The organism is Rossellomorea sp. FS2 (assembly GCF_047915635.1).
In the GTDB taxonomy this organism is placed as follows: Bacteria; Bacillota; Bacilli; order Bacillales; family Bacillaceae_B; genus Rossellomorea; species Rossellomorea marisflavi_A.
Genome location: NZ_JBLRVS010000009.1, coordinates 16,929 through 41,934, shown reverse-complemented (window position 1 = coordinate 41,934; position 25,006 = coordinate 16,929). Strand labels below are relative to the sequence as shown.

General features: G+C 48.6%; 25 protein-coding genes and 2 tRNA genes. 25 read left to right on the top strand and 2 right to left on the bottom strand.

The window, feature by feature from the left end:
• The first annotated feature begins 24 nt into the window (after positions 1 to 24).
• From ACNA6I_RS22895 to ACNA6I_RS22780, 24 genes are all read left to right on the top strand, one after another.
• Positions 25 to 1,266 (top strand): G5 and 3D domain-containing protein, encoded by a 1,242-nt coding sequence (locus tag ACNA6I_RS22895; RefSeq protein ID WP_187427121.1) that lies wholly within the window; start codon positions 25 to 27, stop codon positions 1,264 to 1,266.
• Positions 1,267 to 1,386: 120 nt separating this feature from the next.
• The gene (gene rnmV / locus ACNA6I_RS22890) at positions 1,387 to 1,947 is read left to right on the top strand and encodes a ribonuclease M5 (RefSeq protein WP_048007714.1); all 561 of its coding nucleotides are present in this window, start codon (positions 1,387 to 1,389) and stop codon (positions 1,945 to 1,947) included.
• Positions 1,940 to 2,821: a 16S rRNA (adenine(1518)-N(6)/adenine(1519)-N(6))-dimethyltransferase RsmA gene (gene rsmA, locus ACNA6I_RS22885; protein ID WP_416314217.1), complete on the top strand. Its 882-nt coding sequence runs from the start codon at positions 1,940 to 1,942 to the stop codon at positions 2,819 to 2,821. The genes rnmV and rsmA overlap by 8 nt, the downstream gene beginning before the upstream one ends.
• A 147-nt stretch (positions 2,822 to 2,968) precedes the next feature.
• A complete protein-coding gene (gene yabG, locus ACNA6I_RS22880; RefSeq protein WP_048007750.1) occupies positions 2,969 to 3,847 on the top strand; it encodes a sporulation peptidase YabG in 879 nt (292 codons plus the stop codon).
• A gap of 268 nt (positions 3,848 to 4,115) precedes the next feature.
• Positions 4,116 to 4,385, top strand: a complete 270-nt coding sequence (gene veg / locus ACNA6I_RS22875; protein WP_048007716.1) for a biofilm formation stimulator Veg — start codon at positions 4,116 to 4,118, stop codon at positions 4,383 to 4,385.
• Positions 4,386 to 4,502: 117 nt separating this feature from the next.
• Positions 4,503 to 4,685, top strand: a complete 183-nt coding sequence (locus ACNA6I_RS22870) for a small, acid-soluble spore protein, alpha/beta type (protein ID WP_048007717.1) — start codon at positions 4,503 to 4,505, stop codon at positions 4,683 to 4,685.
• A gap of 168 nt (positions 4,686 to 4,853) precedes the next feature.
• Positions 4,854 to 5,708: a 4-(cytidine 5'-diphospho)-2-C-methyl-D-erythritol kinase gene (ispE, locus tag ACNA6I_RS22865; protein WP_048016357.1), complete on the top strand. Its 855-nt coding sequence runs from the start codon at positions 4,854 to 4,856 to the stop codon at positions 5,706 to 5,708.
• A 72-nt stretch (positions 5,709 to 5,780) separates the two neighbouring features.
• On the top strand, positions 5,781 to 6,617 hold the full coding sequence (gene purR, locus ACNA6I_RS22860; RefSeq protein ID WP_048007719.1) for a pur operon repressor: 837 nt from the start codon (positions 5,781 to 5,783) through the stop codon (positions 6,615 to 6,617).
• Positions 6,618 to 6,637: 20 nt separating this feature from the next.
• On the top strand, positions 6,638 to 7,012 hold the full coding sequence (locus tag ACNA6I_RS22855; RefSeq protein WP_048007720.1) for a RidA family protein: 375 nt from the start codon (positions 6,638 to 6,640) through the stop codon (positions 7,010 to 7,012).
• 194 nt (positions 7,013 to 7,206) lie between these two features.
• A complete protein-coding gene (gene spoVG / locus ACNA6I_RS22850; RefSeq protein ID WP_048007721.1) occupies positions 7,207 to 7,500 on the top strand; it encodes a septation regulator SpoVG in 294 nt (97 codons plus the stop codon).
• Positions 7,501 to 7,815: 315 nt separating this feature from the next.
• The gene (gene glmU, locus ACNA6I_RS22845; RefSeq protein WP_048014340.1) at positions 7,816 to 9,189 is read left to right on the top strand and encodes a bifunctional UDP-N-acetylglucosamine diphosphorylase/glucosamine-1-phosphate N-acetyltransferase GlmU; all 1,374 of its coding nucleotides are present in this window, start codon (positions 7,816 to 7,818) and stop codon (positions 9,187 to 9,189) included.
• Between the two features lie 13 nt (positions 9,190 to 9,202).
• Positions 9,203 to 10,162, top strand: a complete 960-nt coding sequence (locus ACNA6I_RS22840; RefSeq protein ID WP_048007723.1) for a ribose-phosphate diphosphokinase — start codon at positions 9,203 to 9,205, stop codon at positions 10,160 to 10,162.
• A gap of 212 nt (positions 10,163 to 10,374) precedes the next feature.
• Complete coding sequence (locus ACNA6I_RS22835) at positions 10,375 to 11,025, top strand: 50S ribosomal protein L25/general stress protein Ctc (protein WP_048007724.1); 651 nt, start codon at positions 10,375 to 10,377, stop codon at positions 11,023 to 11,025.
• A gap of 83 nt (positions 11,026 to 11,108) precedes the next feature.
• Complete coding sequence (gene pth / locus ACNA6I_RS22830; RefSeq protein WP_048007725.1) at positions 11,109 to 11,666, top strand: aminoacyl-tRNA hydrolase; 558 nt, start codon at positions 11,109 to 11,111, stop codon at positions 11,664 to 11,666.
• A gap of 67 nt (positions 11,667 to 11,733) precedes the next feature.
• The gene (locus ACNA6I_RS22825) at positions 11,734 to 11,961 is read left to right on the top strand and encodes an anti-sigma-F factor Fin family protein (RefSeq protein WP_048007726.1); all 228 of its coding nucleotides are present in this window, start codon (positions 11,734 to 11,736) and stop codon (positions 11,959 to 11,961) included.
• A 90-nt stretch (positions 11,962 to 12,051) separates the two neighbouring features.
• Positions 12,052 to 15,585, top strand: coding sequence for a transcription-repair coupling factor (gene mfd, locus ACNA6I_RS22820; RefSeq protein WP_416314216.1), 3,534 nt, complete (start codon positions 12,052 to 12,054; stop codon positions 15,583 to 15,585).
• 303 nt (positions 15,586 to 15,888) lie between these two features.
• A complete protein-coding gene (spoVT, locus tag ACNA6I_RS22815) occupies positions 15,889 to 16,425 on the top strand; it encodes a stage V sporulation protein T (protein ID WP_048007728.1) in 537 nt (178 codons plus the stop codon).
• Between the two features lie 212 nt (positions 16,426 to 16,637).
• On the top strand, positions 16,638 to 18,212 hold the full coding sequence (locus tag ACNA6I_RS22810) for a putative polysaccharide biosynthesis protein (protein WP_375540512.1): 1,575 nt from the start codon (positions 16,638 to 16,640) through the stop codon (positions 18,210 to 18,212).
• Positions 18,213 to 18,221: 9 nt separating this feature from the next.
• Positions 18,222 to 19,685 carry a nucleoside triphosphate pyrophosphohydrolase gene (gene mazG, locus ACNA6I_RS22805; RefSeq protein WP_063190663.1) on the top strand — a complete coding sequence of 488 codons (1,464 nt, stop codon included), beginning with the start codon at positions 18,222 to 18,224 and terminating at the stop codon, positions 19,683 to 19,685.
• A gap of 44 nt (positions 19,686 to 19,729) precedes the next feature.
• Positions 19,730 to 19,999, top strand: a complete 270-nt coding sequence (locus tag ACNA6I_RS22800) for an RNA-binding S4 domain-containing protein (RefSeq protein WP_048014352.1) — start codon at positions 19,730 to 19,732, stop codon at positions 19,997 to 19,999.
• Between the two features lie 78 nt (positions 20,000 to 20,077).
• Entirely contained in the window at positions 20,078 to 20,380 is a 303-nt protein-coding gene (gene yabP / locus ACNA6I_RS22795) for a sporulation protein YabP (protein WP_048007754.1), read from the top strand.
• The gene (gene yabQ, locus ACNA6I_RS22790; protein ID WP_048007729.1) at positions 20,377 to 21,027 is read left to right on the top strand and encodes a spore cortex biosynthesis protein YabQ; all 651 of its coding nucleotides are present in this window, start codon (positions 20,377 to 20,379) and stop codon (positions 21,025 to 21,027) included. Before yabP ends, yabQ begins: the two co-directional genes overlap by 4 nt.
• 27 nt (positions 21,028 to 21,054) lie before the next feature.
• Positions 21,055 to 21,432, top strand: a complete 378-nt coding sequence (locus tag ACNA6I_RS22785; protein ID WP_048007730.1) for an FtsB family cell division protein — start codon at positions 21,055 to 21,057, stop codon at positions 21,430 to 21,432.
• Positions 21,433 to 21,521: 89 nt separating this feature from the next.
• Positions 21,522 to 21,944 (top strand): S1 domain-containing RNA-binding protein, encoded by a 423-nt coding sequence (locus tag ACNA6I_RS22780; RefSeq protein ID WP_048007731.1) that lies wholly within the window; start codon positions 21,522 to 21,524, stop codon positions 21,942 to 21,944.
• A 132-nt stretch (positions 21,945 to 22,076) separates the two neighbouring features.
• Here the strand turns inward: ACNA6I_RS22780 and ACNA6I_RS22775 are convergent.
• A tRNA-Glu gene (locus ACNA6I_RS22775) sits at positions 22,077 to 22,148 on the bottom strand.
• A 9-nt stretch (positions 22,149 to 22,157) separates the two neighbouring features.
• Positions 22,158 to 22,234, bottom strand: a tRNA-Met gene (locus ACNA6I_RS22770).
• 274 nt (positions 22,235 to 22,508) lie between these two features.
• Between ACNA6I_RS22770 and spoIIE the strand changes: the two genes are divergently transcribed.
• Positions 22,509 to 25,001, top strand: coding sequence for a stage II sporulation protein E (gene spoIIE, locus ACNA6I_RS22765; protein ID WP_048014345.1), 2,493 nt, complete (start codon positions 22,509 to 22,511; stop codon positions 24,999 to 25,001).
• Positions 25,002 to 25,006: the final 5 nt, after the last annotated feature.

Below are 25,006 nucleotides of genomic sequence, written 5' to 3'. Positions count from 1 at the left end.
CTCCGAGAAAAGGAGGCGTTTTTCATGAATGAGAAAAACATGAAAAGCCTGTTTTCCAAGTCTTTGAGTCGAGGGAAATGGATCGTGACGGTTGCAACGATCGTTACCAGTGCAGCGATCTTCGGAATTCTTTTTTATGAAGGTTCGAAGAAGGCGGTCGCATTGACCCTGGACGGCGAGCAAAAAGAGATAAGAACGCATGCAAATACAATTCAAGATATATTAGAAGAATTAGATGTTTCAAATCGCTCTGAAGACTATTTGTATCCCTCGGGAGATACAAAGGTATCCAACAATATGAAAATAGTATGGGAACCGGCTAAACAGGTAGAAGTGACAGTTGGAGATCAGAACAAGAAGGTCTGGACGACAGCTGACACGGTAAAGGATTTACTCTCTGAACAGGACATTGAATTAGGGGAGCACGACAAGATTCAACCGGACGTATCAGAGAAGATTGACGGGAACACGAAGGTAAAGATTGATACCGCATTTGCCCTGTCCCTTGTAGACGGCGGGAAAAAGAAGAAGGTATGGTCTACTTCGACTACGGTCGCTGACTTTTTAAAGCAACAGGGAATCACACTCAAGAAAACAGACCGAGTTGAACCAGAATTAGACACAGTCATTGGGGAAAAAGATGTCGTAAATGTTGTTCGAGTTGAAAAAGTCACCGATGTAGTGGAAGAGGCAACAGATTTTACGGTTGTTTCCAAAAAAGATGCCGATCTTGAAAACGGCCAGGAGAAGGTTGTTCAAGAAGGGAAAAAAGGTAAGAAGGAAAAGAAATTCGAGATCGTGAAGGAGAATGGGAAAGAAGTCTCCAGAAAGCTGATCAGTGAAAAAACCGTCAAAGAAAGTCAGGATAAGATTGTCAGTGTCGGCACGAAAAAGCTTGTAGCCCAGGTTTCCCGCGGGAAATCGACTGCTGCAGCCAAGCCCGTCAGCACCAGCGCCAAGGAAGAGTCGAGTGGCGGCAAGGAATTTTATGTGAGCTCTACGGCTTATACAGCTTCTTGTAATGGATGCTCGGGGCATACGGCTTCAGGTTTGAATCTAAAAGCCAATCCGAATGCAAAAGTCATCGCCGTGGATCCATCCGTCATTCCCCTCGGTACGAAGGTATACGTAGAGGGATATGGATATGCGGTTGCCGCTGATACAGGCGGAGCCATCAAAGGCAATAAAATCGATGTGTTCTATTCCGATCATGCCGACGCCTATCGCTGGGGCCGGAAAACCGTGAAAGTGAAGATCTTGGATTAAGGCAGGGGAATTCTCCTGCTTTTTTTTCATTTTTATCAGAAGAAGGTATAATGATCGTTAGGTATTCTATCTATAAGACGGGTGAGACCCGAAAAAAGTTTCAACGACTTTGGAGGAAATATGAAAATTAAAGAAATCATCGTGGTGGAAGGAAAGGATGACACGGTCGCGATCCGTCGCTCCGTGGATGCAGATACAATCGAAACGAATGGTTCTGCCGTTTCTCCCGTAACCATTGAAAAAATAAAGCACGCACATGAAAAGCGCGGGGTCATCATCTTCACGGATCCCGATTTCCCTGGGGAGCGGATCCGGAAGATTGTCAGTGATGCTGTACCTGGCTGCAAGCATGCCTTCATCCATAAGAAGGATGCCCTTCCCAAGGCGGGAAGGGGTATCGGCGTGGAGCATGCCAGTCCCGAAGCGATCCGGGAGGCCTTGAAAGAGGCCCAGGTCATTCAAGAAGATCAGGAAGAGCTGATCACTCAGGAGGACCTCATTGATGCAGGTCTGGTCGGCAGTCCGAAATCAAAGGATCGCCGGATTGCCCTTGGTGAGAAGCTTAGAATCGGTTACACTAATGGGAAACAATTGCACAAGCGTCTGCGGATGTTCAATATTCAAAAGGAAGAATTCAAGAAGGCACTAATGGAGATCATTCAGGAGGAAGAGCATGCATAAAGATATAGCGACACCTATACGAACAAAGGAAATCTTGGAGAAGCACGGATTCTCATTCAAAAAGAGCCTCGGACAGAACTTTTTGATCGATCCGAATATCCTCCGTAATATCACCGACCATGCCGGTCTATCCAAAGAGACGGCGGCCATCGAGATCGGACCCGGGATCGGGGCTTTGACGGAGCACCTTGCCCGGACTTCTGGGAAAGTGGTTGCGTTTGAAATCGACCAGCGCCTGATTCCAATCCTTGAGGACACCCTTTCGCCTTATGACAATGTGACGATCGTGAACCAGGATGTGCTGGAAGCGGATGTGGCATCGATCATCGATACGGAACTCGCTGGATATGAGGATATCATGGTCGTTGCGAACCTCCCGTATTACGTCACGACGCCGATCATCCTGAAGCTGTTGATGGAGCGCCTGCCGATCCGCGGGATCTGCGTGATGCTCCAGAAGGAAGTAGGGGACCGTATATCGGCCCGTCCCGGGACAAAGGCCTATGGATCCCTCTCCATCGCCATTCAGTACTATACCGAGGCAGAGATGGTCATGACCGTACCAAAGTCTGTCTTCATGCCGCAGCCGAACGTCGATTCAGCCGTCATCAGGCTGACGAAACGGAGCGTCCCTCCCGTCCAGGTACAGGATGAAGACTTCCTTTTCACAGTTTCCCGTGCTTCCTTTGCCCAGCGGAGGAAGACGATCCTGAACAACCTGACAAGTCAGCTTCCCCAAGGGAAAGAAAAGAAAGAGCTTATCCTGGCGGCCCTGTCGAAAGCGGGCGTCGATCCGACTCGTCGCGGGGAGACCCTTTCCATTGAAGAATTCGGCATCCTCAGTGACGCCTTACTACCTGATTTTAAAGAATAACGATGGAAGAGACCGGCTTGGCCGGTCTCTTTTTGTTTTCTTGGACCGCTGACACAGATCAATGGTGGGCTGCATAGGGTAAGTAAAGGAATCTGCAGGATGGATACCTCAGACCTGAGTCTTGATCGTCTATTGGGAGTGACGGATATGAATATCGAAATCAATGATGTCGTCGGCCGGCTATCGTATCAATGTGATATATTATTCCGCGTGATCGATATCCGTATGGTGAACGGCCAGAAAACGGCGATGCTGTATGGGGAAGATTATCGATTGATAGCGGATGCTCCTTTTCACGACCTGAAGAAGATGGATCCGAGGGAACGTGATCGGATCACCAGGGAATTCCGCAACCTCGAGGAGCAATCCTTTGACTTGTTCAAACAGGATATCGAACTCCTCAAACATAAGCAGGAATACAGAGTGACCAATGCCTACAGGGAAGACTATAACTACTTCCAGGTCCCTGGCAAAGTCCTTCATCTTGATGGGGACCCCAGTTATTTAAGGAAATGCCTCGATCTGTACGAAAAGATCGGCGTGCCCGTCAAAGGGATACACTGCAGTGAAACCGAGATGCCGAATCGAATCGGTCCTCTGATTGATAAATACAGACCGAACATTATCGTCCTCACCGGACACGACGCGTATACCAAATCGAAAGGTGGTAAAGGGGAAATCAATGCCTACAGGCACTCTAAGTATTTTGTGGAGGCCGTCAAGGAAGCCAGGAGGAAATCTCCCCATCTTGATCAACTTGTCATCTTTGCAGGGGCATGCCAGTCTCATTTTGAGTCGCTGATCCATGCCGGGGCCAATTTCGCAAGCTCGCCTTCGAGGGTGAATATCCATGCCCTCGATCCCGTCTACATTGTGGCGAAGATCTGCTTTACGGGTTTCAAGGACTCTGTCAACGTGTGGGATGTGATCCGCAATACGCTCACGGGTGAAAAGGGCCTTGGGGGAATCGAGACCAAAGGGGTGCTCCGGACGGGAATGCCATTCAAGATCACAGACGACGAATGAAGATACATCGAGATCTTACAAGGGGATTGTAAGGTCTTTTTGTGTGCTTGTACATTGTGAGATAGCCTGGAACCGGGGTCATATAAGGGCTTTGGACGATTCCTACATAATTTTTCAACTTCTGGGGAAAGGTAGGGGTGTAGAAAAAACGTACTTTTTGTTGAATAAAATATGTTGACAGGTATTCATGGTTCTTGTTAAAATAATAAATTTATTTGACTGAAATTACATAATGTGTTATACTTATCTTTAGTGAGGTGGAAGCGAAATGCCAAAAACATTAGCCGACATTAAAAGGTCCCTTGATTCCAATCTCGGGAAGCGATTAATGCTCAAAGCAAACGGTGGACGTCGCAAAACGATTGAGCGTTCAGGCGTTCTTGCCGAAACGTATCCTTCAGTGTTCGTGGTTCAGCTCGATCAAGAAGAGAATGCGTTTGAAAGAGTTTCTTACAGCTATGCAGATGTTCTCACTGAGACAGTTCAACTAACATTTTATGATGAAGCAGCAGGAAATATCATCTTTAGCCAGCAGTAGACAATCCGTTTACTGCTTTTTTATTTGTCCAAAAAGTCCAATTGGTGCAAACTCCCTTCGTATCCGGCCAGGTGCAGGTACATACTAAGCCCAGGTGGATCTTGAAGGAGGATGACTATGGCTAAACGAAAAGGTGTCATGTCTGATCAATTGAAGGCGGAACTCGCCAAAGATCTTGGTTTTTATGATGTCGTGGAACGCGAAGGCTGGGGCGGCATTTCCTCGCGGGACGCAGGCAATATGGTGAAGCGGGCTGTGGAACTCGCAAGCCAGCAGCTGACCTCCAGGAATCAGTCGTAGTCTGCCGACCTTTATCATTTACCGAAGGAGCCTTCCTGTTCAATGGAGGGCTCCTTTCCTTTCAACTGCCCATCGTGATAAAATTACTTACTGCTTTGATGTAAAACACTCGTTATAATTAGTGTATGATACAATATAGAGCAAAGAGATTGGTAAGAAGGTGATGATATGAGGTTATCAGTAAAGGCGCCTGCAAAGATCAACCTGTCTTTGGATGTGTTACATAAGCGGCCGGACGGTTACCATGAAGTCGAAATGGTCATGACGACGATCGATCTTGCGGATCGAATTGAACTGGTGGATCTACCAGAAGATAAAATTACAATTCTTTCGCATAATCGGTTTGTTCCGGATGACGGACGGAATCTTGCTTATCAGGCAGCCCAGTTGTTAAAGAAGAAGTTCAATATCAAAAAGGGTGTGGCCATCACCATCGATAAGGTGATCCCTGTGGCAGCAGGACTGGCAGGTGGCAGCAGCGATGCGGCCGCCACGCTGAAAGGTCTGAACGAGCTGTGGGGTCTTGGATTGAGCATGGACGAGCTTGCGGATCTTGGGGCTGAAATCGGCTCTGACGTTTCGTTCTGTGTGTACGGGGGGACGGCCCTGGCATCGGGTAGAGGGGAGAAGATCCGCCATCTTCCATCCCCGCCGAACTGTTGGGTCATCCTGGCCAAGCCTACGATCGGTGTATCGACGGCAGACGTCTATAAGAATCTGGATGTGAAAAATCTGAAGCATCCGGATACACAAGCGATGATCAATGCGCTGGAAAATGAGAGCTATCATGGGATTTGTGATCATCTCAGCAATGTTTTGGAATCTGTCACATTAAATATGTATCCTGAAGTGGCGCATATTAAAGATCAAATGGAGCGCTTCGGTGCCGATTCGGTATTGATGAGCGGAAGCGGTCCGACGGTATATGGATTGGTGCAATATGAATCGAGGGTCCACCGGATCTACAACGGCCTGCGCGGCTTCTGTGATCAGGTGTTCGCGGTCAGGATGCTTGGTGAATAAGAGGTTCTTGCCTAAATCCGTATAATAATGATATATTTACATTATATTATTCGGATTCGGGAGGTTTCTTTAGTGAAGTTTAAACGAAGTGAGCGATTAATCGACATGACCCATTACATGTTGGATCGTCCTCATCAACTTGTCCCTTTGACTTTTTTCTCTGAGCGGTACGGTTCAGCCAAGTCTTCCATCAGTGAAGACCTGACCATCATCAAGGAGACATTCGAAGGGCGCGGGGTAGGCACGGTCCAGACGGTTCCAGGGGCAGCGGGCGGAGTGAAATATATCCCCAAGGTGAATACGGAGGAAGCAAAGGCGATCATCAGTGAGCTTTGCGAACATATGGAAAGTTCCGATCGTCTTCTGCCTGGAGGATATCTGTTCATGACGGATCTTCTGGGAAATCCTCAGCTGATGAAGAAGGTCGGGAAAATGCTCGCTTCTGCATTCGCTGAAAAGGAAATCGATGTCATCATGACGGTGGCGACCAAGGGGATACCCATTGCCAACGCCATTGCATCATTCCTGAACGTGCCCGTTGTGATCGTCCGTCGCGATAGCCGCGTAACGGAAGGATCCACTGTGAGCATCAATTACGTGTCGGGGTCTTCAAAGCGGATCCAATCCATGGTCCTGTCCAAGCGGAGCCTGAAAGAAGGATCGAAGGTATTGGTCGTCGATGACTTCATGAAGGCTGGTGGTACAGTGAACGGGATGAAGAATCTGCTCGAGGAATTCTCTGCCACTCTGTCGGGGATCGGGGTCCTTGTCGAATCGGATACGTTGGATGAACGGCTGGTGGATGACTATGTTTCCATCCTGAAGCTGTCAGAAGTCAATGAGCGGGATAAACAGATCTCGTTGACGGAGGGGAATTACTTTCAGTCAGGGGTAACGTTTTTACCATAAAGACATGAGGAGGAATACCAATGCGTACAGTTTCAACGAATCAGGCACCTGCAGCCATCGGACCATACTCTCAGGGGATCGTGGTGAATAATCTGTTCTACAGTTCAGGACAGATTCCATTGACTCCGGAAGGGATGATGGTAGAAGGAGATGTGCAGGCGCAGACACATCAAGTGTTCCGCAATCTTCAAGCCGTGCTGAAAGAAGCCGGTGCAAGTCTTGAATCCGTCGTGAAGGCGACCGTGTTCATCAAGAACATGGATGACTTCGGGGCAATCAATGAAGTGTACGGGGAGTATTTCAGCTCTCATAAACCGGCTCGGTCCTGCGTAGAGGTAGCGAAGCTGCCGAAGGACGCACTGGTAGAAATCGAAGTCATCGCACTCGTGAAGTAACGCTTCACGGGTGTTTTTTTGTGGGGGCGAATATGCAAACGGTACCATTTCAAAAGAAGACTAGTTCCTTTGAAATAGAAAAATACGGATAATAAAATAAAATTTTGAAAAAAATATGATCTTTAAGAAGGAATATTCAAAAAAATGTTGAATACATACAGTAGATTTCATCTAGGGAAAAGGTGGTGAACAGAATGGAAGTGACAGACGTAAGATTACGCCGTGTTAACACCGATGGCCGAATGAGAGCGATTGCATCTATCACGTTGGATAATGAATTTGTCGTACACGACATCCGTGTGATCGATGGGAACAATGGCTTATTTGTGGCAATGCCAAGTAAGCGCACTCCTGATGGGGAATTCCGAGATATCGCCCACCCGATTAATTCAGGTACCCGAGGTAAGATCCAAGATGCTGTTTTAGAAGAGTATCATCGTCTAGGTGAGTTAGAAGAAGTAGAACTGGAAGAAGCGGGGGCTTCTTAAGAATTGAATGCATCTAGAGCCTACTACTACGTAAGGCTCTTTTTTTATGTGCGGGGTTTTTGTTTCGCTTACCTAATACCCTCTGTTAAGGGGGATAAACCTGTTTTTGTGAACTTTTTTCAAAATATGGGTGATTCTTCATCAGGACGGGCAGCCATCGGATGAATCGCTTTCAATTTTCAGGGTGACATTTTTCCTCTTCCATGCAAGCATCCTCTCCTTTAACAAATATATGTACTTTTAGAGGAATCCTTGAAATGGTAGAGTTTTTAGGATATATTCGTTATGGATAAAAAGGTTATTGGAGGATCCGAGATGACAAATAGATACGCCGTTATTTTAGCTGCCGGTCAGGGTACCAGGATGAAGTCTAAGTTATATAAAGTGCTTCATCAGGTGTGCGGGAAGCCCATGGTTGAGCATGTGGTCGATCAAATTTCCACATTGAATGTGGAAAAGACGGTCACGGTTGTCGGTCATGGTGCAGAGCTCGTCAAATCCCATCTTGAAGGGAAGAGCGATTTTGCCCTTCAGTCGGAGCAGCTGGGAACGGCTCATGCGGTAAGGCAGTCGGAAGATGTGTTAGGGAATCTGGAAGGCACTACTTTAGTCGTATGCGGAGATACTCCCCTCATCAAGGGAGAGACGATGGAAGCGTTGGTCGAGCATCATGAACGACTCGGCGCGAAGGCGACCATCCTTACGGGGCATACGGAATCGCCGGATGGATATGGACGTATCATCCGTAATGATCAGGGACTGGTCGAGCGGATCGTTGAGCACAAAGATGCGACAGACGAAGAGCGACGCGTGAAGGAGATCAATACGGGAACGTACTGCTTTGACAATAAAGCTCTTTTCGACGCTTTGACGAAGGTATCCAATGATAATGTCCAAGGGGAATATTACCTCCCGGATGTCATTGAGATCCTTAAGTCAGAAGGGGAGACTGTCAGCGCATATCAGACAGGCGATTTCGCTGAAACGCTTGGTGTGAATGATCGCGTGGCCTTGGCACAGGCCGAGATCACCATGCAGGGGCGCATCAACGAATTTCATATGAGAAATGGTGTAACCATCAAAGATCCACAAAATACGTACATTGATTCAGATATTACGATAGGGAGAGATACGGTCATCCTGCCCGGGACGGTGCTCAAGGGGAACACGGTCATCGGTGAGGATGCAGTGGTCGGACCGAACTCGGAAGTGAAGGATTGCACAATTGGCGACCGCACTGTATTGAGACAATCCGTCGCACACGATAGTTTCATAGGAGCGGATGTCCAGATCGGCCCATTTGCTCATATCCGACCGGCTTCGAACATCGGTGATGAAGTGAAGATCGGGAATTTTGTCGAGGTTAAAAAGGCTTCATTCGGCAAAGGAAGCAAAGCGTCGCATCTCAGCTACATCGGCGATGCCGAGGTAGGCAGTGACGTGAATCTCGGCTGTGGCTCCATCACGGTGAACTATGACGGAAAAAATAAATTCCTCACCAAAATCGAGGATGGTGTATTCGTAGGATGCAACTCGAACCTCGTGGCACCGGTGACGATCGGCCAGGGTGCCTATGTGGCTGCCGGATCGACCATCACGGAAGACGTACCGGGTGAGGCACTCTCTATCGCAAGAGCGCGCCAGGTAAATAAAGAAAATTATGCTCAAAATCTAAATCATAAGAAATAATTGGAGGTCCACCATGCCAAACTCTTATATCAATTCGAAGCTTAAAATATTCTCTCTTAATTCCAACTACCATTTAGCGAAGGAAATCGCAGATGAAGTAGGCGTGGAACTCGGTAAATCTTCTGTTAAACGATTCAGCGATGGAGAAATCCAGATCAATATCGAAGAAAGCATCCGTGGCTGTGACGTATTTGTCATCCAATCGACATGCGAGCCGGTGAACGAAAACCTGATGGAACTTCTGATCATGGTGGATGCCCTCAAACGTGCGTCTGCTAAAACAATCAGCATCGTCATGCCTTACTACGGTTATGCCCGTCAAGACCGTAAAGCGCGTGCCCGTGAGCCTATCACGGCGAAGCTTGTGGCGAACCTTCTGGAGACGGCGGGAGCAGACCGCGTCATCACGCTTGATCTTCATGCTCCGCAGATTCAAGGATTCTTCGATATCCTCATCGATCACCTCATGGGTGTTCCGATTCTTGCGGATTATTTCGAGAAGAGAGACTTCAACCGCGATGACCTCGTGATCGTATCCCCTGACCACGGTGGAGTGACACGTGCCCGTAAGCTTGCAGAACGCCTTAAAGCACCAATCGCCATCATCGACAAACGCCGTCCGCGTCCGAACGTAGCGGAAGTCATGAATATCGTCGGGAATATCGATGGGAAAGTGGCCATCCTCATCGATGACATCATCGATACGGCTGGAACCATCACCCTGGCAGCCAATGCCCTTGTGGAAAATGGAGCGAAGGAAGTCTATGCATGCTGTACGCATCCTGTCCTTTCAGGTCCGGCCATCGAGCGCATTGATAACTCCATGATCAAAGAACTTGTTGTCACGAACTCCATTCCTCTCGGAGACGAGAAAAAGATCGGTAAAATCAAACAGCTTTCCGTTGCACCGCTCATCAGTGAAGCGATCATCCGCGTCTATGAGCAGCAATCTGTCAGCACGCTGTTCGATTAAGTTTATGAAAGGATCCTCCAGGTGACTGGAGGGTCTTTTTTTTCGTTTTTCCCAGAAAAAGCTCGAACGCGCACAACCCTTGATATGCCGGCATCCCTCCCACCCCGCCAGGATGGTCAGGCCGCATTCATGTTTAAATCGATACTGAATGGGGAATGAAATAGATATAGAAATTTTCATTCAAACGAATTTGGGAAGGTGTTGGATAACTTATGGCAACAGAATTGAAAGCAACGAAACGTAAAGACTTCAAACGTTCTTCACTAACGGAACTACGACATAAAGGTAGCATCCCTGCAGTAGTGTACGGGTATAAAACGGATAATACGGCCATCGAGATCGATGCCATTACATTCATCAAGACGATTCGCGAAGTTGGACGCAACGGGATCATTTCCCTTAATGTGGATGGCAGCAAGCAGAACGTCATCCTGAACGATTATCAGCAGGATCATCTCAAGGATGCCGTCACCCACGTGGACTTCCTGGCAGTCAACATGTCACAGGAAATCGACGCCGATGTACGCATCGATCTATCGGGTGAGTCGGCAGGCGTGAAAGAAGGCGGCGTCCTTCAGCAGCCACTGTATGAAGTATCCGTATCAGCCAAACCGTCTGATATCCCAGACAGCATCGAAGTCGACATCGCCGGACTGCAAATCGGGGATACCGTCACGATCGGAGATATCCGTGATCAATTTAACTTCACCATCAACGATGAAGACGAAACAACCATCGCTTCCGTACTCGCACCGCGTCAAGAGGAAGACATTGATTCCGGTGAGAAGCAGGAAGAAGATTCTCCTGAAAGCGAAGGCGGGGAGTCGGAATCCTCTTCTGAAAGCGGATCTGAAGAAGAATAATTTAACGTTTTACAGCGTAACCTTTTGCAGGTTACGCTTTTTGCGTTATTCTATTGATATAAGGTCAAAACGAGGTGTAAGAAATGAAATTGATAGTAGGATTAGGAAACCCGGGTGCGCGCTTTGATCAAACGCGTCATAATATCGGGTTCGACATTATAGATGCCCTTTCAGACAATCTGGGTACCCCCCTCGATCAGTCGAAGTTCAAGGGAGTATATGGGATACACCGGCATAATGGAGAAAAGATCGTCCTTCTCAAGCCGCTTACGTTCATGAATCTATCTGGTGAAAGCATCGTTCCGCTGATGGATTACTTCGACATTGCCAACGAAGACCTCCTCGTCATCTATGATGATCTGGATCTGCCTGTCGGTAAGATCCGACTCCGCCAAAAAGGGAGCGCGGGTGGTCATAATGGAATCAAATCCACGATTGCCCATCTCGGTTCCCAGAATTTCAACCGTATCCGGATCGGGATCGACCGACCGACAAACGGGATGAGCGTCCCTGATTACGTTCTTGGGAAGTTCTCCAAGGAAGATCAGGCGGAGCTCGACAAAGTCATCGCTTCAAGCGTGGAAGCGTGTAAAACGTGGTTTGAAAAACCGTTCATCGAAGTGATGAATCACTTCAACTGATGAATGAATACTTCCTTCCAAAGCCGTTCATACTAATGGGTAACGAAAGGTTTGGAGGGAAGGAAATTTGGCTATTCATTATCAGTGCCGGCACTGCGGTACAAAGGTCGGGACCCTTACCCATGCATGCAACTCTGAAACCCTCGGTCTTGATCGGCTGTCGGATGAGGAGAGGCTGCACATGATCCATTACCGGAATGACGGTGATATCGAGATTAAAACCATTTGTGAAGACTGTCAGGAAAGCCTTGAGCGGTATCCTGACTATCATGGGTTGGACCATATCATCCAGTAAGACGCTTTGGTGAAGAACCAAAGCATTTTTCTGTTTAAATATGATAGAACGATCATATATATAGATTGAAACACGGGGAGGAGCGTACTCTTGAAAGGAATTCTAACATATGTCCATCAGAGCGAAGAAGTCCAGTCCCTGATCACAGGGATCGAGGAACGTCTTTCAGAGCAGCTTGTGGCAGGACTTTCGGGTTCTTCCAGAAGCGCCTATATAGCAGATGTTTATCTGCAGACGAAGCGGTCGACGATCGTTGTCACACATAATCTGTTCCAGGCACAGAAGATCTATGAGGATCTTGTGCAGTTCCTCAGTGAGGATGAAGTCTATCTTTATTCAGCCAATGAACTGATCGCAGCTGAGCTGAGCGTGGCGAGCCCGGAACTCAGGGCGCAGAGGATTGAAGTGCTGAACAAGCTTTCCCAGCGGCAGAATGGGGTGTACATCGTTCCGGTGTCGGGATTGAGAAAGATCCTGCCGCCGATGGACCTGTGGACCAAAAATCAAATCCGTTTCAACGTCGGTGAAGACATCGATTTGGACGAGGTCTTGAATCAGCTTGTCCAGATGGGCTATCAGCGCGCAGGCATGGTAAGCACACCAGGTGAATTCAGCCTCAGGGGAGGGATCGTCGATATTTTCCCGTTGACATCACAGCATCCGGTTCGGATTGAGCTGTTTGATACGGAGATCGATTCCATCCGTACGTTCTCCGTGGAGGATCAACGGTCCATCGACAAACTGAAAACGGTCGATATCGGGCCGGCGACAGAGGTTCTCCTCACCTATCAGAACATCGAGCGGCTCATTGGAGAGATCAATCAAGGTCTGTCAAAGAGCTTGAAAAAGGTTAAATCCGCAGGCGTCAAAGAAAAGATGACGGAATATATCGGTCATGAAATCGAGCAGCTTGAGAACGGTCAGGTGCCTGAACAGATCTTCAAGTATCTGTCACTCGCCTATGAAACGCCTGCTAGTCTATTAGATTATCTGCCTGAAGACGGTGTCCTCTTCTTCGATGAGTACAGCCGTGTGCAGGAGATGAGCGAGTCCCTTGAGAAAGAGGAGGCCGAATGGTATACCTCGTTGTTGTCCGAGGGGCAGATCATCCACGACATGGTCGTGTCGCATCCTTTTGCATCCCTGATATCAAATGCCAAACGTTCAAAGGTGTATTTCTCCTTGTTCCTTCGTCATATACCGAATACGAGCCCTCAGAATATCTTCAACGTATCCACCAAGCCCATGCAGAACTTCCACGGGCAGATGAATGTGTTGAAAGCGGAGCTTGACCGGTGGAAAAAAGGAAAGTATACCGTCGTTCTACTGGGACCGGATGAAGAGCGTGTGAAAAAGCTTCAGCGCGTGCTGGATGATTATCAGATCGAAATCGCATTCGTGAAAGACGGGGCTCCCCTTCTTGACGGCAAGATCCAGATGATCAATGGAAGTTTGACGAACGGCTTCGAGCTTCCTCTTCAGAAGCTCGCCGTCATCACGGAAGAAGAGCTCTTCAATAAACGTACGCAGAAAAAACCGAGAAGGCAGAAGATGTCCAATGCCGAGCGGATCAAGAGCTATTCCGAGCTGAAGGTTGGAGATCTCATCGTCCATGTGAATCACGGGATCGGGAAATACCTCGGGATCGAAACGCTTGAGATCAACGGTGTTCACAAGGACTATCTCCATCTAAAATACCAGGGCAGCGATAAGCTCTATGTACCGGTCGATCAAATCGACTTGGTCCAAAAATATGTCGCGTCGGAAAATAAAGATCCGAAGCTGTATAAACTCGGCGGGAACGAATGGAAGAAGGTTAAATCGAAGGTTGCGTCCTCCGTACAGGATATTGCCGATGACCTCATCAAGCTATATGCGGAAAGGGAAGCGGCTAAGGGATATGCCTTCTCACCTGACGGGGATATGCAGAGGGAATTCGAGATTGCCTTCCCATATGAAGAGACCGAAGATCAGCTCAGGTCCATCCATGAAATCAAGCTGGATATGGAACGGGAGCGTCCCATGGACCGCCTTCTGTGCGGGGATGTCGGATACGGGAAGACCGAAGTTGCTATCCGCGCGGCCTTCAAGGCCATTGCCGACGGAAAACAGGTCGCCCTCCTTGTGCCGACGACGATCCTGGCTCAACAGCATTATGAAACCATCAAGGAACGATTCCAGGACTTCCCGGTGGAGATCAGCCTCTTGAGCCGCTTCAGGACGAGGAAGCAGCAGCAGGAGACCACGAAAGGCCTGAAGGACGGAACGGTCGATATCGTTGTCGGTACCCACAGGCTGTTATCGAAAGATATTCAATACCGTGACCTTGGCCTTCTCATCATCGATGAAGAACAACGCTTCGGGGTCACGCATAAAGAAAAGATCAAACAGCTGAAGACCAATATCGATGTGCTGACGCTCACGGCGACACCGATTCCACGTACCCTTCATATGTCCATGCTCGGGGTGAGGGATCTGTCGGTCATCGAAACGCCGCCTGAAAACCGTTTCCCTGTGCAGACCTATGTGATGGAGTATAACGGTGCCCTCATCAAAGAGGCGATCGAGCGTGAGATGGCACGGAACGGTCAGGTCTACTTCCTATATAACCGCGTCGAGGATATCGAGCGGAAGGCAGATGAAATCTCCATGCTGGTGCCGGATGCCAGGGTGGCGTACGCCCACGGCCAAATGTCAGAGAATGAACTGGAAGCCGTGATCCTCAGCTTCCTGGCAGGGGAATACGATGTACTCGTCACGACGACCATCATCGAGACAGGGGTAGATATTCCGAACGTCAATACCCTCATCGTCTTCGATGCAGATCGAATGGGCCTCTCACAGCTCTATCAATTGAGGGGACGTGTCGGAAGGTCCAACCGCGTGGCGTATTCGTACTTCACTTATCGCAAGGATAAAGTCCTGACGGAGGTGGCGGAAAAGAGGCTTCAGGCCATCAAAGAATTCACGGAACTCGGGTCTGGATTCAAAATCGCCATGCGCGATCTGACCATCCGGGGAGCCGGGAATCTGCTCGGTGCCCAGCAGCATGGATTCATTGATTCCGTCGGTTTCGATCTATATTCCCAGATGCTCAAAGAAGCAATCGAGGAGCGTAAAGGCGATCGGCCGAAGCAGCCGGAAGCATCCCTTGAAGTCGATCTTGATCTTGATGCCTACATTCCTGATACCTATATCAAGGACGGACACCAGAAGATCGAGATGTATAAACGGTTCCGTGCCCTTTCTTCCCTCAAGGAAGTCGAAGAGCTCGAAGAAGAGATCCTTGACCGGTTCGGTGAATACCCTGAAGAAGTGGGCTATCTGTTCCTGATATCGGAAATGAAGATCTATGCGAGGAATACAAGGCTCGACAGCGTCAAGCAGGATAAGAAGGGCGTGAACATCTTCATGTCACCGGAAGGGACGGCAGCCATCGACGGATCGAAGGTATTCGACATCTGTTCGAAGCATGGCAGGGTCGTCGGACTCGGCATGGAAGGGTCCAAACTCAAGATCTCCATCAACACCACAAGGCTGAAAGCAGACAAGTGGTTCAATATGGCATATGACATTGTGAAGAATTTGGACCAGGCTTTGAAAACGGAAGTTCATGAAGCCTGACCAATCTTAATATTTGTCATAGAAAACATATACAGTGCCGGTTTTCCTTACCAATCGTTATGATAATGTAACTCAAATGTAAATGCGCTCGTAGTTTGATTTTACTATGATAAGGGTATTAGTATTAATGCAGCTGCCATTGATGGAAAAAGATACCTCTATTAGCATTTAAGAGAAATGACAGAAATAATAACTGATTGTGTATAGAACTTCTAAGTTGTAAGATACTAAACTCAATTACGGTAGAGCGGCTTCGATTGCTTTACCCTATAAAATCATCTGATGAAAGTGAGGCAGCTATAGATGAAGGCAACTGGTATTGTTCGTCGTATTGATGATTTAGGTCGTGTAGTCATCCCAAAAGAAATCCGAAGGACCCTGAGGATCCGTGAAGGGGATCCCCTGGAGATCTTCGTCGATCGCGACGGCGAAGTCATCCTGAAGAAATACTCCCCGATCTCGGAGCTTGGAGACTTTGCGAAAGAGTATGGTGAAGCATTGTATGACAGTCTCGGAAGTGCAGTATTGATCTGCGACCGTGATGCCGTCATCGCCATCTCAGGGGCATCCAAGAAGGAATACCTCAATAAGAATGTCGGTGAACTCATCGAGAAGGTGATGGAGGACCGCGCATCCCTCCTTCACACCCAGCAGGGACAAGCCGAGCTTGTTGACGGCCATGGTGAGGATCTTGCTTCCTACACCATCGCTCCGATCGTTGCCAATGGCGACCCCATCGGCGCAGTGGCGATCTTCTCTAAAGATCGCACAGTTGGTGAAGTGGAACAAAAAGCGGTTGAAACGGCAGCTGGCTTCTTGGCAAGACAGATGGAGCAATAATATTTTCATGGGAGCGGCTCTTAGCCGCTCTTTCTTTTTTTTTGTGGATATTGGAACTCATCCCGCCACTTTCATTTGTGGTAAACTGTTTTTAAGAATCCCATGCTTCGATTTATGGGAATACGCAGGGTCCCTTCATAGAAGGAAGCCTTGGAAAGGCAGAGATTTCATTGGGTCATACATACTCCTCCAAAGGGTTTCTGAAAGGTGCGATGATCCTCACCATGGCGGCACTTTTGACAAAGTTATTGAGTGCCGTCTATCGGATCCCTTTTCAGAATATCGTAGGAGATATTGGATTTTATATTTATCAGCAGGTGTATCCTTTTTACGGCATCGCCCTCGCCCTCTCCACTTATGGATTCCCTGTGATCATCTCAAAAATGGTGGCAGAGAAGGTCGACCGGGGTGATCAGGAAGGGGCAAAGAAGGTGGCGGCCACATCCTTCATCTTCCTCCTTCTCGTGGGAGTGATCTGGTTTGTCGCCGTCTATGCAGGGGCCGATATCATTTCGACCTGGATGGGGGATCCGCAGCTCGCCCCATTGATCCGTGTCATTTCCTTATCCTTCTTGCTGCTTGCCCCTCTATCAGTCCTTAGAGGGTACCATCAGGGGAAGGAGCAGATGGTGCCTACGGCGGTGAGCCAGGTGGCAGAGCAAAGCGTCCGTGTCGTGACGATCCTTGTTTCATCCACGGTCCTCCTTGCCAAGGGGAATTCTCTCTACGCTGCCGGACAGGGGGCTCTATTCGGCTCGATCACGGGAGGACTAGCAGCTGTGATCGTCCTGGTTTTATTCACCGCAGCAAAAAAAGAAGGATTGCTGGGGGGCGCATCCTTTTTCCCGAAAGGGTTCAAGGGAGTCTGGACAGCCCTCATGAAGGATGGAACGGCCATCTGTGTGAGTGCCATGCTCCTCGTCCTCCTTCAGTTTGTCGATTCCCTGAATGTATATGCCTTGTTGACTGCACACGGGGTAGAAGAGGGAGCCGCAAAGACCCTTAAAGGTGTATACGACCGGGGACAGCCCTTCATACAGCTTGGGACCGTTGCGGCCACTTCCATCTCACTGACGATCGTTCCCCTGGTCACGACGGCCTACCTGAAAGGGAAGAAGGAGCTGGTAAGGGACTACAGCCAGCTTGCGTTGAAGATCAGCATCCTCATCGGTTTTGCAGCAACACTCGGGCTCGTGAACATCATGGTGCCCACGAATACGATGCTGTTTGAGAATGCAGATGGATCCAGCGTGCTGGCGGTGTTTTCCCTGTCGATTTTCTTTAGCTGTCTGATCCTGACGTTTTCTGGCATCCTGCAGGGGATCGGGAGGATTTATTACCCCGCAGCCATCATCATTGGAGGCATCCCGATCAAGTTCATCCTGAATATGCTCCTTATACCGGTGTTCGGGGTCATGGGTGCCTCCCTGTCCACGGTACTTACTTTGGGACTGATTACGATCGGCCTCGTAGTGAAGATGAAGCGATTATTCGGGATAAATTTGATCACCCCGTCATTTTATAAGAGCCTGTTTATCAGCGGTGCAGGAATGACCCTTGTCCTGCAGGGCTTGTTGCTTGGCTACAGGTGGCTCCTGACAAACGGGGCACATGAGCGGATGACCTCGGCGTTCTTCGCCCTTGTGGGGGTGGCAGTGGGAGCGGTGGTGTTTCTCCTCTTGTTCTTAAGAGGGGAGCATCTATCGGAAGAAGAAATCAGCTTTTTGCCATTCGGCAGCAAAATGAACCGGGTGAAGAAAGGCCTTCAGCCCCGGTATAGAAAGTAGTGAATGCAAATGAGCCATACCATCACAGTCATCGGACTCGGTGCAGGGGATCTTGATCAGATCCCCATGGGTGTATATAAACAGTTGAAAAAAGAACAGCATCTTTTCCTCCGTACAAAGGAACATCCTGTCGTGAAGGAATTGGAATCGGAAGGGATGACCTATACATCCTTCGATGCCGTATACGAAAAGCACGAGCGCTTTGAAGCGGTATACGAAGAGATTGTACAGGAGCTTGTGGACGCTTCCATGGAGTATCCTGTCCTCTATGCGGTTCCGGGACATCCCCTCGTGGCAGAGAAGACCGTACAGCTTCTCCTGGACCTCCGGGAGAATGGCGAAGCAGAGGTCGTGATCGGAGGGGGGCAAAGCTTCCTCGATGCCCTGTTTGCTTCCGTGGGTGCCGATCCCATCGATGGCTTCCAGCTGCTTGACGGGACGAGCCTCAGCGTCCACGATATCCAGATGACGCAGCAGCTCATCATCGGGCAGGTGTACGACGGCTTCATCGCCTCGGAAGTCAAACTGACGCTCATGGAGCTTTATCCATATGATTACGAAGTCATGCTTGTAACGGCGGCCGGAAGCTCAGAAGAGAAGGTGGAGCGACTTCCCCTTGTGGAGCTCGATCGTGCTGCACAGCTAAGCAATCTCACCAGCCTGTATGTACCTGCGGTAAAAGATCGATCTCAGCGATACAAGCAGTACAGCGCCCTGAGGGAAATCATTTCGACTTTGAGGGGACCGGACGGATGTCCGTGGGACCGTGAGCAGACCCATCAGTCCCTGAAGAAATACTTGATCGAAGAAACATACGAGCTCTTGGAAGCGATTGATGAGGATGACATCGATCATATGGTTGAAGAATTGGGTGACGTCCTGCTCCAGGTCCTCCTCCATGCCCAGATCGGGGAAGATGAAGGAATGTTCAATATGGAGGAAGTAATGGAAGGACTGTCATCCAAAATGGTGCGGAGGCATCCTCACGTTTTCGGTGATGTCGAGGTCGGGAATTCGGAAGAAGTCAAAGCGAACTGGGCAGAAATCAAGAAGCAGGAAAAAGGCGTAGAGAGCCAGCCGCCGCTTCTAAAAGGTGTCGCCAAAGGGGCACCTGCCCTAATGAAGGCCTACGAATATCAGAAAAAGGCGGCAGGTGTCGGCTTTGATTGGGACAACGTCAAGGGTGCCTGGGAAAAAGTATGGGAAGAACTGAAGGAATTCGAACAGGAAGCCGAGAATGGAAGTGAACAGGACCGGAAGCAGGAGTTCGGTGACGTCCTGTTCGCCCTCGTGAATGTGTCAAGATTTTACCGCATTCACCCTGAAGAGGCCTTGTCCATGACCAATTCAAAGTTCTATCACCGATTCTCCCACGTGGAAGAACGGGTAAAAGAATCAGGGAAATCATTCGAAGAGCATTCCCTTGAAGAGCTGGATGCATTTTGGGATGAAGCGAAGAATCAATCACATTAATGGCTGTTAAGCCGTCAAAGGAGAGAATGAGAATGGCAACCACCATGAGGCTGGATAAGTTTTTGAAGGTATCACGTCTGATCAAACGGAGGACCCTTGCCAAGGAAGTGGCCGACCAGGGAAGGATCTCCATCAATGGAACCCAGGCCAAAGCAAGCTCCAATGTAAAAGTCGGGGATGAGCTCAGTGTGAGGTTTGGGCAAAAGGTCATGAGGGTAAAGATTGAAAGGCTTTTAGAGACGACGAAAAAGGAAGAAGCAAGCGGCCTGTATACGGTCCTTTCAGAGGAAAGGGTCAACCAGGAGGAAGAGTGACCCCTGTTTTGGTTCTAATTCCATCATCCACACCATAACATGGTACAAAGCTTGTACTATGGGATGTGAGGGATGAAGATGAATCAATATCATGATGGCAATAAAGAAAAGGCAGTCTTTCAGGAACATGATGTCATGATGAGGGGACGCAAACTCCTCGATATCACGGGAGTCAAGCAGGTGGAGAGCTTTGATAATGAAGAGTTCCTTCTGGAGACGGTCATGGGCTTTTTATCCGTCCGTGGGCAAAACCTCCAGATGAAGAATCTTGATGTGGATAAGGGAATCGTCTCGATCAAAGGGAAGGTGTTCGACCTCGTCTATCTTGATGAACAAAGCGGGGAGAAAGCTAAAGGTTTCTTTAGCAAGCTGTTTCGATGACACTCACCACCCAATTCTATACGATGCTCTCCATGATCGGCATGGGGGCATTATTCGGGGCGTCCTTGGACACGTACCATCGATTTCTCAACAGGAGCCAGCGGAAGCGCTGGTTCGTCTTCATCAATGATGTCCTGTTCTGGGTCCTGCAGGCCCTCGCCATGTTTTACATTTTATTTGTCGTAAACTTCGGCGAGATCAGGGTGTACATATTCGTGGCCCTGCTCTGTGGATTCGCGGCGTATCAGGCGCTTTTCAAGACCTTGTATACGAACCTGCTGGAGAGGCTCATCCGCTTCACGATTTCCTTTTACCGCTTCTTGGTGAAGATGGGTCAAAAGCTCATCTATTCACCGGTGAAATGGATCATGTTCATGCTTCTTGCAGTTATCCTCTGGCTACTGAAAACGGTATATGCCATCATCCGATTTGTCATCAGGACAGCATGGCGGATCGTATATGGAATACTGAAGGTCGCATTGGCTCCGATCTGGTGGATTTTTCGAACAATATGGAAACTATTGCCGAACCATCTTACAAAAAGAGTCGATAAGTTATATAATAAAATGGCAGGAATTATGAAGTCTAATGGCAAAAAAGTATATACATGGATCCGGAAATGGACCATTAAAAAAAATAAAAAATGACCGCATCGGGGAAAGGGAGGTTTGGAAATGGGAAGAAACGTCACTCCGATGGAGAATGAATATGTCCGCCAGCAGGAAAACAAGCATAAAGCATCCTCTAAAAGAAAAAAACGTTTAGTCCGCCGTCTTTCCGTGTTCTTTGTCCTAGCAATCGCCATCACAGGATTTATGGTCTCGACGCTCATTTCCAGGGCTCAGGTGCTTGAAGACAAGAAAGCAGAAAAGGTGCAGCTCGAGAAAAACCTCGAGGCATTGAAAGAAAAACAAACGGCATTAGAGGAAGAAATCGTTAAATTGAATGATGATGATTATATCGCCAAACTGGCCAGGCGTGATTATTTCTTATCGGATAATGGAGAGATTATCTTTAATATTCCAGAATCAGGTAAGGATAAAGAAAACTAAAGGAGAGGTGTCTTATTGACACTCTTTTTTTTAATTGGCTATAATATAGAGTAGGTTTATCTAACATTCTAAGGAGGAGCATTTCTTTTATGTCAATTGAAGTAGGCAGCAAGTTACAGGGTAAGGTAACAGGAATTACAAATTTCGGAGCGTTCGTGGAATTAGCAGAAGGTACGACGGGGCTGGTTCACATCAGTGAAGTAGCCGACAATTATGTCAAAGACATCAACGAGCACCTTAAAGTTGGAGACGAAGTCACAGTTAAGGTTATCAACGTTGAGAAAGATGGAAAGATCGGCTTGTCCATCCGTAAAGCTAAAGACCAACCACAACGCCCACAGCGCCCGCAACGTCCTCAACGCCCACGCAATAACAAACCGGCTGACACCCGTACGAAGGAAAACTTCGAACAAAAGATGGCGCGCTTCTTGAAAGACAGTGAAGACCGCTTATCTTCCTTGAAAAAAAATACAGAGTCTCGCCGTGGTGGAAGGGGAGCAAAAAGAGGGTAACTTGCTGTCTATTAATCCATATAGCAGGTCCTAATGCAGATGCATTCAATGAATGTATCTGTTTTTTTATTGTTCTCCACCCGCAATCATACAAAAAAGGACCACTTCATGTGAAGTGGTCCTTCTGTATGATGACCCGTACGGGATTCGAACCCGTGTTACCGCCGTGAAAGGGCGGTGTCTTAACCGCTTGACCAACGGGCCTAAAAGATATGGTAGCGGCGGAGGGGATCGAACCCCCGACCTCACGGGTATGAACCGTACGCTCTAGCCAGCTGAGCTACACCGCCATATTATGGCCTTCAAGGCACAAAAACTATAATACCCACAAAGAAATGCAAAGTCAATACTATTTCATAAATAATTTGTCAAAACACCGTTAAGCCTGATAGGAGTTGGGTTCGGGGGCGAAAAGGGAAGAATCACCGATTTATTTTCTGAATATTTTACCACTTCGTCCGGAAACACGTCGAAACTTTTTGGGTATACATTCCCTCATTCTGACAAAGTTCTGAGCATGTCCCATTTATACTAGTAAAAAAAGTTATGGGGAGTGTTTGTTACATGGGGAAAGCTGATCAAACAATCATCGAACCTGTTCAGAACGTAGACATCGAACAAACGAGGGTCGAGATGTCCAAGGGGATCAAATCGATTTATTCGAAGCTGGAGTGGCTCTTCATTGAAAAGGGACTGGCTCTGTTTGTGATTGGCTTTTTACTGGGAAGGGCATTGATTCTCTCTCATCTTACACCCTTTGCCCTGCCGTTCTTTGCAGCTGTCTATCTTGTCCGAAGGGAAAAATCGCCCATTGCGCTCATGGGTCTGCTGGCCGGAGCTGTCACCTTATCCTTCTCCAGTATCAGTTATACGTTCGCAACGGCAATTATATTCCTCCTTGCGTTCCGGCTGACGCAAAAATTCCACCAGAATGATATGAAGATCGTATCCTTTTACGTCCTCTTTTCCGTTGCTTTCGTCAAGCTCGGCTTTGATTACGTCCAGCAGGGGCAGGTTCTCACCCTCTATAATGGAGTGATGGCACTCATCGAGGCGTTCCTTGCTTTCCTCCTTACCTATATCTTCATCCAAAGCGTTCCGTTCGTCACCGTCCAAAGGAGAAGGAGGTCCCTGAAGACGGAGGAAGTCGTCAGCCTGATCATCCTTCTTGCTTCCATCATGACCGGAACCATCGGTTGGGCCTTTCAGGGGCTGTCTGTTGAGCATATCCTCTCAAGGTATCTTGTCCTCCTGTTCTCCTTTGTCGCAGGAGCGACGGTCGGCTCGACGGTTGGCGTCGTCACAGGGCTTGTGTTCAGTCTTGCCAGTGTGGCGAGCTTTCAACAAATGAGCCTTCTTGCTTTTGCGGGCCTTCTCGGGGGCTTGATGAAGGAAGGGAAGAAGTTCGGAGCTGCCATCGGGTTGCTCATTGCCACCCTCCTTATGGGGATGTACGGGGATAACAGTATGGTACTGACGACCACCCTTTATGAGTCAGGGGTGGCGATCGTGCTTTTATTCCTCACGCCCCAGAGCCTGGTCAAGCGGATCGCCAAGCATATCCCGGGCACGGCCGAGTACCATCAGGAGCAGCAAGGCTATATGCGCAAGGTGCGGGACGTGACGGCAAGCCGCGTCACGCAGTTCTCTTCTGTCTTCCAGGCACTTTCGAACAGCTTCCAGCAGGTGGAGGAGAAGATGAAAATGGAAGAAGTCGAGGATAAAGAGTTTGACTATTTCCTCAGCAACGTCACGGAGAAGACGTGCCAAACCTGCTTCAAGAAGGACCAGTGCTGGGCGCGGAATTTCGATAAAACCTACAATATGATGAAAGAGGTCATGACTGAATACGACCAGGGCAGGGTACCGCTGTCTTCCCGATTGTCAAGAGAGGTGGAGAAGCACTGTACAAGGGAGAAAAAGCTGAAAGAGACCATCTATCAGGAGCTGACGTTCTATCAGGCGAATCTGAAGCTGAAGAAGCAGGTGCAGGAAAGCAGGAAGCTTGTGGCCGATCAGTTGCTCGGGGTCTCGGAAGTCATGGGCAACTTTGCGAAGGAGATCCAACGCGAGAGGGAGAACCATTATCTGCAGGAAGAGCAGATCCTGGCGAGCATCGGCGAGTTCGGAATTGAAATCGATCATATTGAAATTTATAACCTTGAACAGGGGAACGTTGATATCGATATGGTGATCCCGTACTCCGGCGGGCACGGTGAAGGAGAAAAATTGATTGCTCCGATGCTGTCGGATATCCTTGGCGAAAACATCGTCGTACAAAAAGAGGACTGTTCCCAATTCCCCAATGGGCAGTGCCATGTCACCTTCCAATCAGCGAAGAAATTCGTAGTGGACACAGGTGTGTCCCATGCAGCCAAAGGGGGAGGTCTGGTTTCAGGAGACAGCTACTCCATGATCGAGCTCGGAAGGGGCAAGTATGCCGTCGCCATCAGTGATGGGATGGGGAACGGGGAACGGGCCCACTATGAGAGCAACGAGACGCTCAGGCTCCTTAAAAAGATCCTTGAATCCGGAATCGAAGAGCAGGTCGCCATCAAGTCGATCAACTCGATCCTGTCCCTGCGGACGAATGACGAGATCTTTTCGACACTGGATCTTGCCATGATCGACCTACAGAATGCTTCATCCCGTTTCCTGAAGATCGGATCGACACCGAGCTTCATCAAAAGGAATGACCAAATCATGAAGATTGAAGCGAGCAACCTTCCCATGGGGATGCTGCAGCAGGATTTCGACGTGGATGTCGTCTCCGAGCAACTGAAGGCAGGGGACCTTTTGATCATGATGAGTGACGGGGCATTCGAAGGACCGAAGCACGTGGAGAACTACGATGTATGGATGAAACGGAAGATCAAAGAGCTGCAGACCGATGAGCCTCAGGAAGTGGCTGATATCCTCATGGAAGAAGTGATCCGCTCGAGCTCGGGCATGATCGATGACGATATGACGATCGTCGTCTCCAAGATCAATCATAATATCCCGAAATGGTCATCGATCCCGATCCAGAAGAGCAGGCAGAAAAAGCAGATTTCCTGAAGAAA

What these genes read in the sequence shown, in the direction of transcription:
- ACNA6I_RS22895 (WP_187427121.1), top strand. Translation starts at nt 25, where the DNA reads ATGAATGAGAAAAACATGAAAAGCCTGTTTTCCAAGTCTTTGAGTCGA.
- rnmV (WP_048007714.1), top strand. Translation starts at nt 1,387, where the DNA reads ATGAAAATTAAAGAAATCATCGTGGTGGAAGGAAAGGATGACACGGTC.
- rsmA (WP_416314217.1), top strand. Translation starts at nt 1,940, where the DNA reads ATGCATAAAGATATAGCGACACCTATACGAACAAAGGAAATCTTGGAG.
- yabG (WP_048007750.1), top strand. Translation starts at nt 2,969, where the DNA reads ATGAATATCGAAATCAATGATGTCGTCGGCCGGCTATCGTATCAATGT.
- veg (WP_048007716.1), top strand. Translation starts at nt 4,116, where the DNA reads ATGCCAAAAACATTAGCCGACATTAAAAGGTCCCTTGATTCCAATCTC.
- ACNA6I_RS22870 (WP_048007717.1), top strand. Translation starts at nt 4,503, where the DNA reads ATGGCTAAACGAAAAGGTGTCATGTCTGATCAATTGAAGGCGGAACTC.
- ispE (WP_048016357.1), top strand. Translation starts at nt 4,854, where the DNA reads ATGAGGTTATCAGTAAAGGCGCCTGCAAAGATCAACCTGTCTTTGGAT.
- ACNA6I_RS22855 (WP_048007720.1), top strand. Translation starts at nt 6,638, where the DNA reads ATGCGTACAGTTTCAACGAATCAGGCACCTGCAGCCATCGGACCATAC.
- spoVG (WP_048007721.1), top strand. Translation starts at nt 7,207, where the DNA reads ATGGAAGTGACAGACGTAAGATTACGCCGTGTTAACACCGATGGCCGA.
- glmU (WP_048014340.1), top strand. Translation starts at nt 7,816, where the DNA reads ATGACAAATAGATACGCCGTTATTTTAGCTGCCGGTCAGGGTACCAGG.
- ACNA6I_RS22840 (WP_048007723.1), top strand. Translation starts at nt 9,203, where the DNA reads ATGCCAAACTCTTATATCAATTCGAAGCTTAAAATATTCTCTCTTAAT.
- ACNA6I_RS22835 (WP_048007724.1), top strand. Translation starts at nt 10,375, where the DNA reads ATGGCAACAGAATTGAAAGCAACGAAACGTAAAGACTTCAAACGTTCT.
- pth (WP_048007725.1), top strand. Translation starts at nt 11,109, where the DNA reads ATGAAATTGATAGTAGGATTAGGAAACCCGGGTGCGCGCTTTGATCAA.
- spoVT (WP_048007728.1), top strand. Translation starts at nt 15,889, where the DNA reads ATGAAGGCAACTGGTATTGTTCGTCGTATTGATGATTTAGGTCGTGTA.
- ACNA6I_RS22810 (WP_375540512.1), top strand. Translation starts at nt 16,638, where the DNA reads ATGATCCTCACCATGGCGGCACTTTTGACAAAGTTATTGAGTGCCGTC.
- mazG (WP_063190663.1), top strand. Translation starts at nt 18,222, where the DNA reads ATGAGCCATACCATCACAGTCATCGGACTCGGTGCAGGGGATCTTGAT.
- ACNA6I_RS22800 (WP_048014352.1), top strand. Translation starts at nt 19,730, where the DNA reads ATGAGGCTGGATAAGTTTTTGAAGGTATCACGTCTGATCAAACGGAGG.
- yabP (WP_048007754.1), top strand. Translation starts at nt 20,078, where the DNA reads ATGAATCAATATCATGATGGCAATAAAGAAAAGGCAGTCTTTCAGGAA.
- yabQ (WP_048007729.1), top strand. Translation starts at nt 20,377, where the DNA reads ATGACACTCACCACCCAATTCTATACGATGCTCTCCATGATCGGCATG.
- ACNA6I_RS22785 (WP_048007730.1), top strand. Translation starts at nt 21,055, where the DNA reads ATGGGAAGAAACGTCACTCCGATGGAGAATGAATATGTCCGCCAGCAG.
- ACNA6I_RS22780 (WP_048007731.1), top strand. Translation starts at nt 21,522, where the DNA reads ATGTCAATTGAAGTAGGCAGCAAGTTACAGGGTAAGGTAACAGGAATT.
- spoIIE (WP_048014345.1), top strand. Translation starts at nt 22,509, where the DNA reads ATGGGGAAAGCTGATCAAACAATCATCGAACCTGTTCAGAACGTAGAC.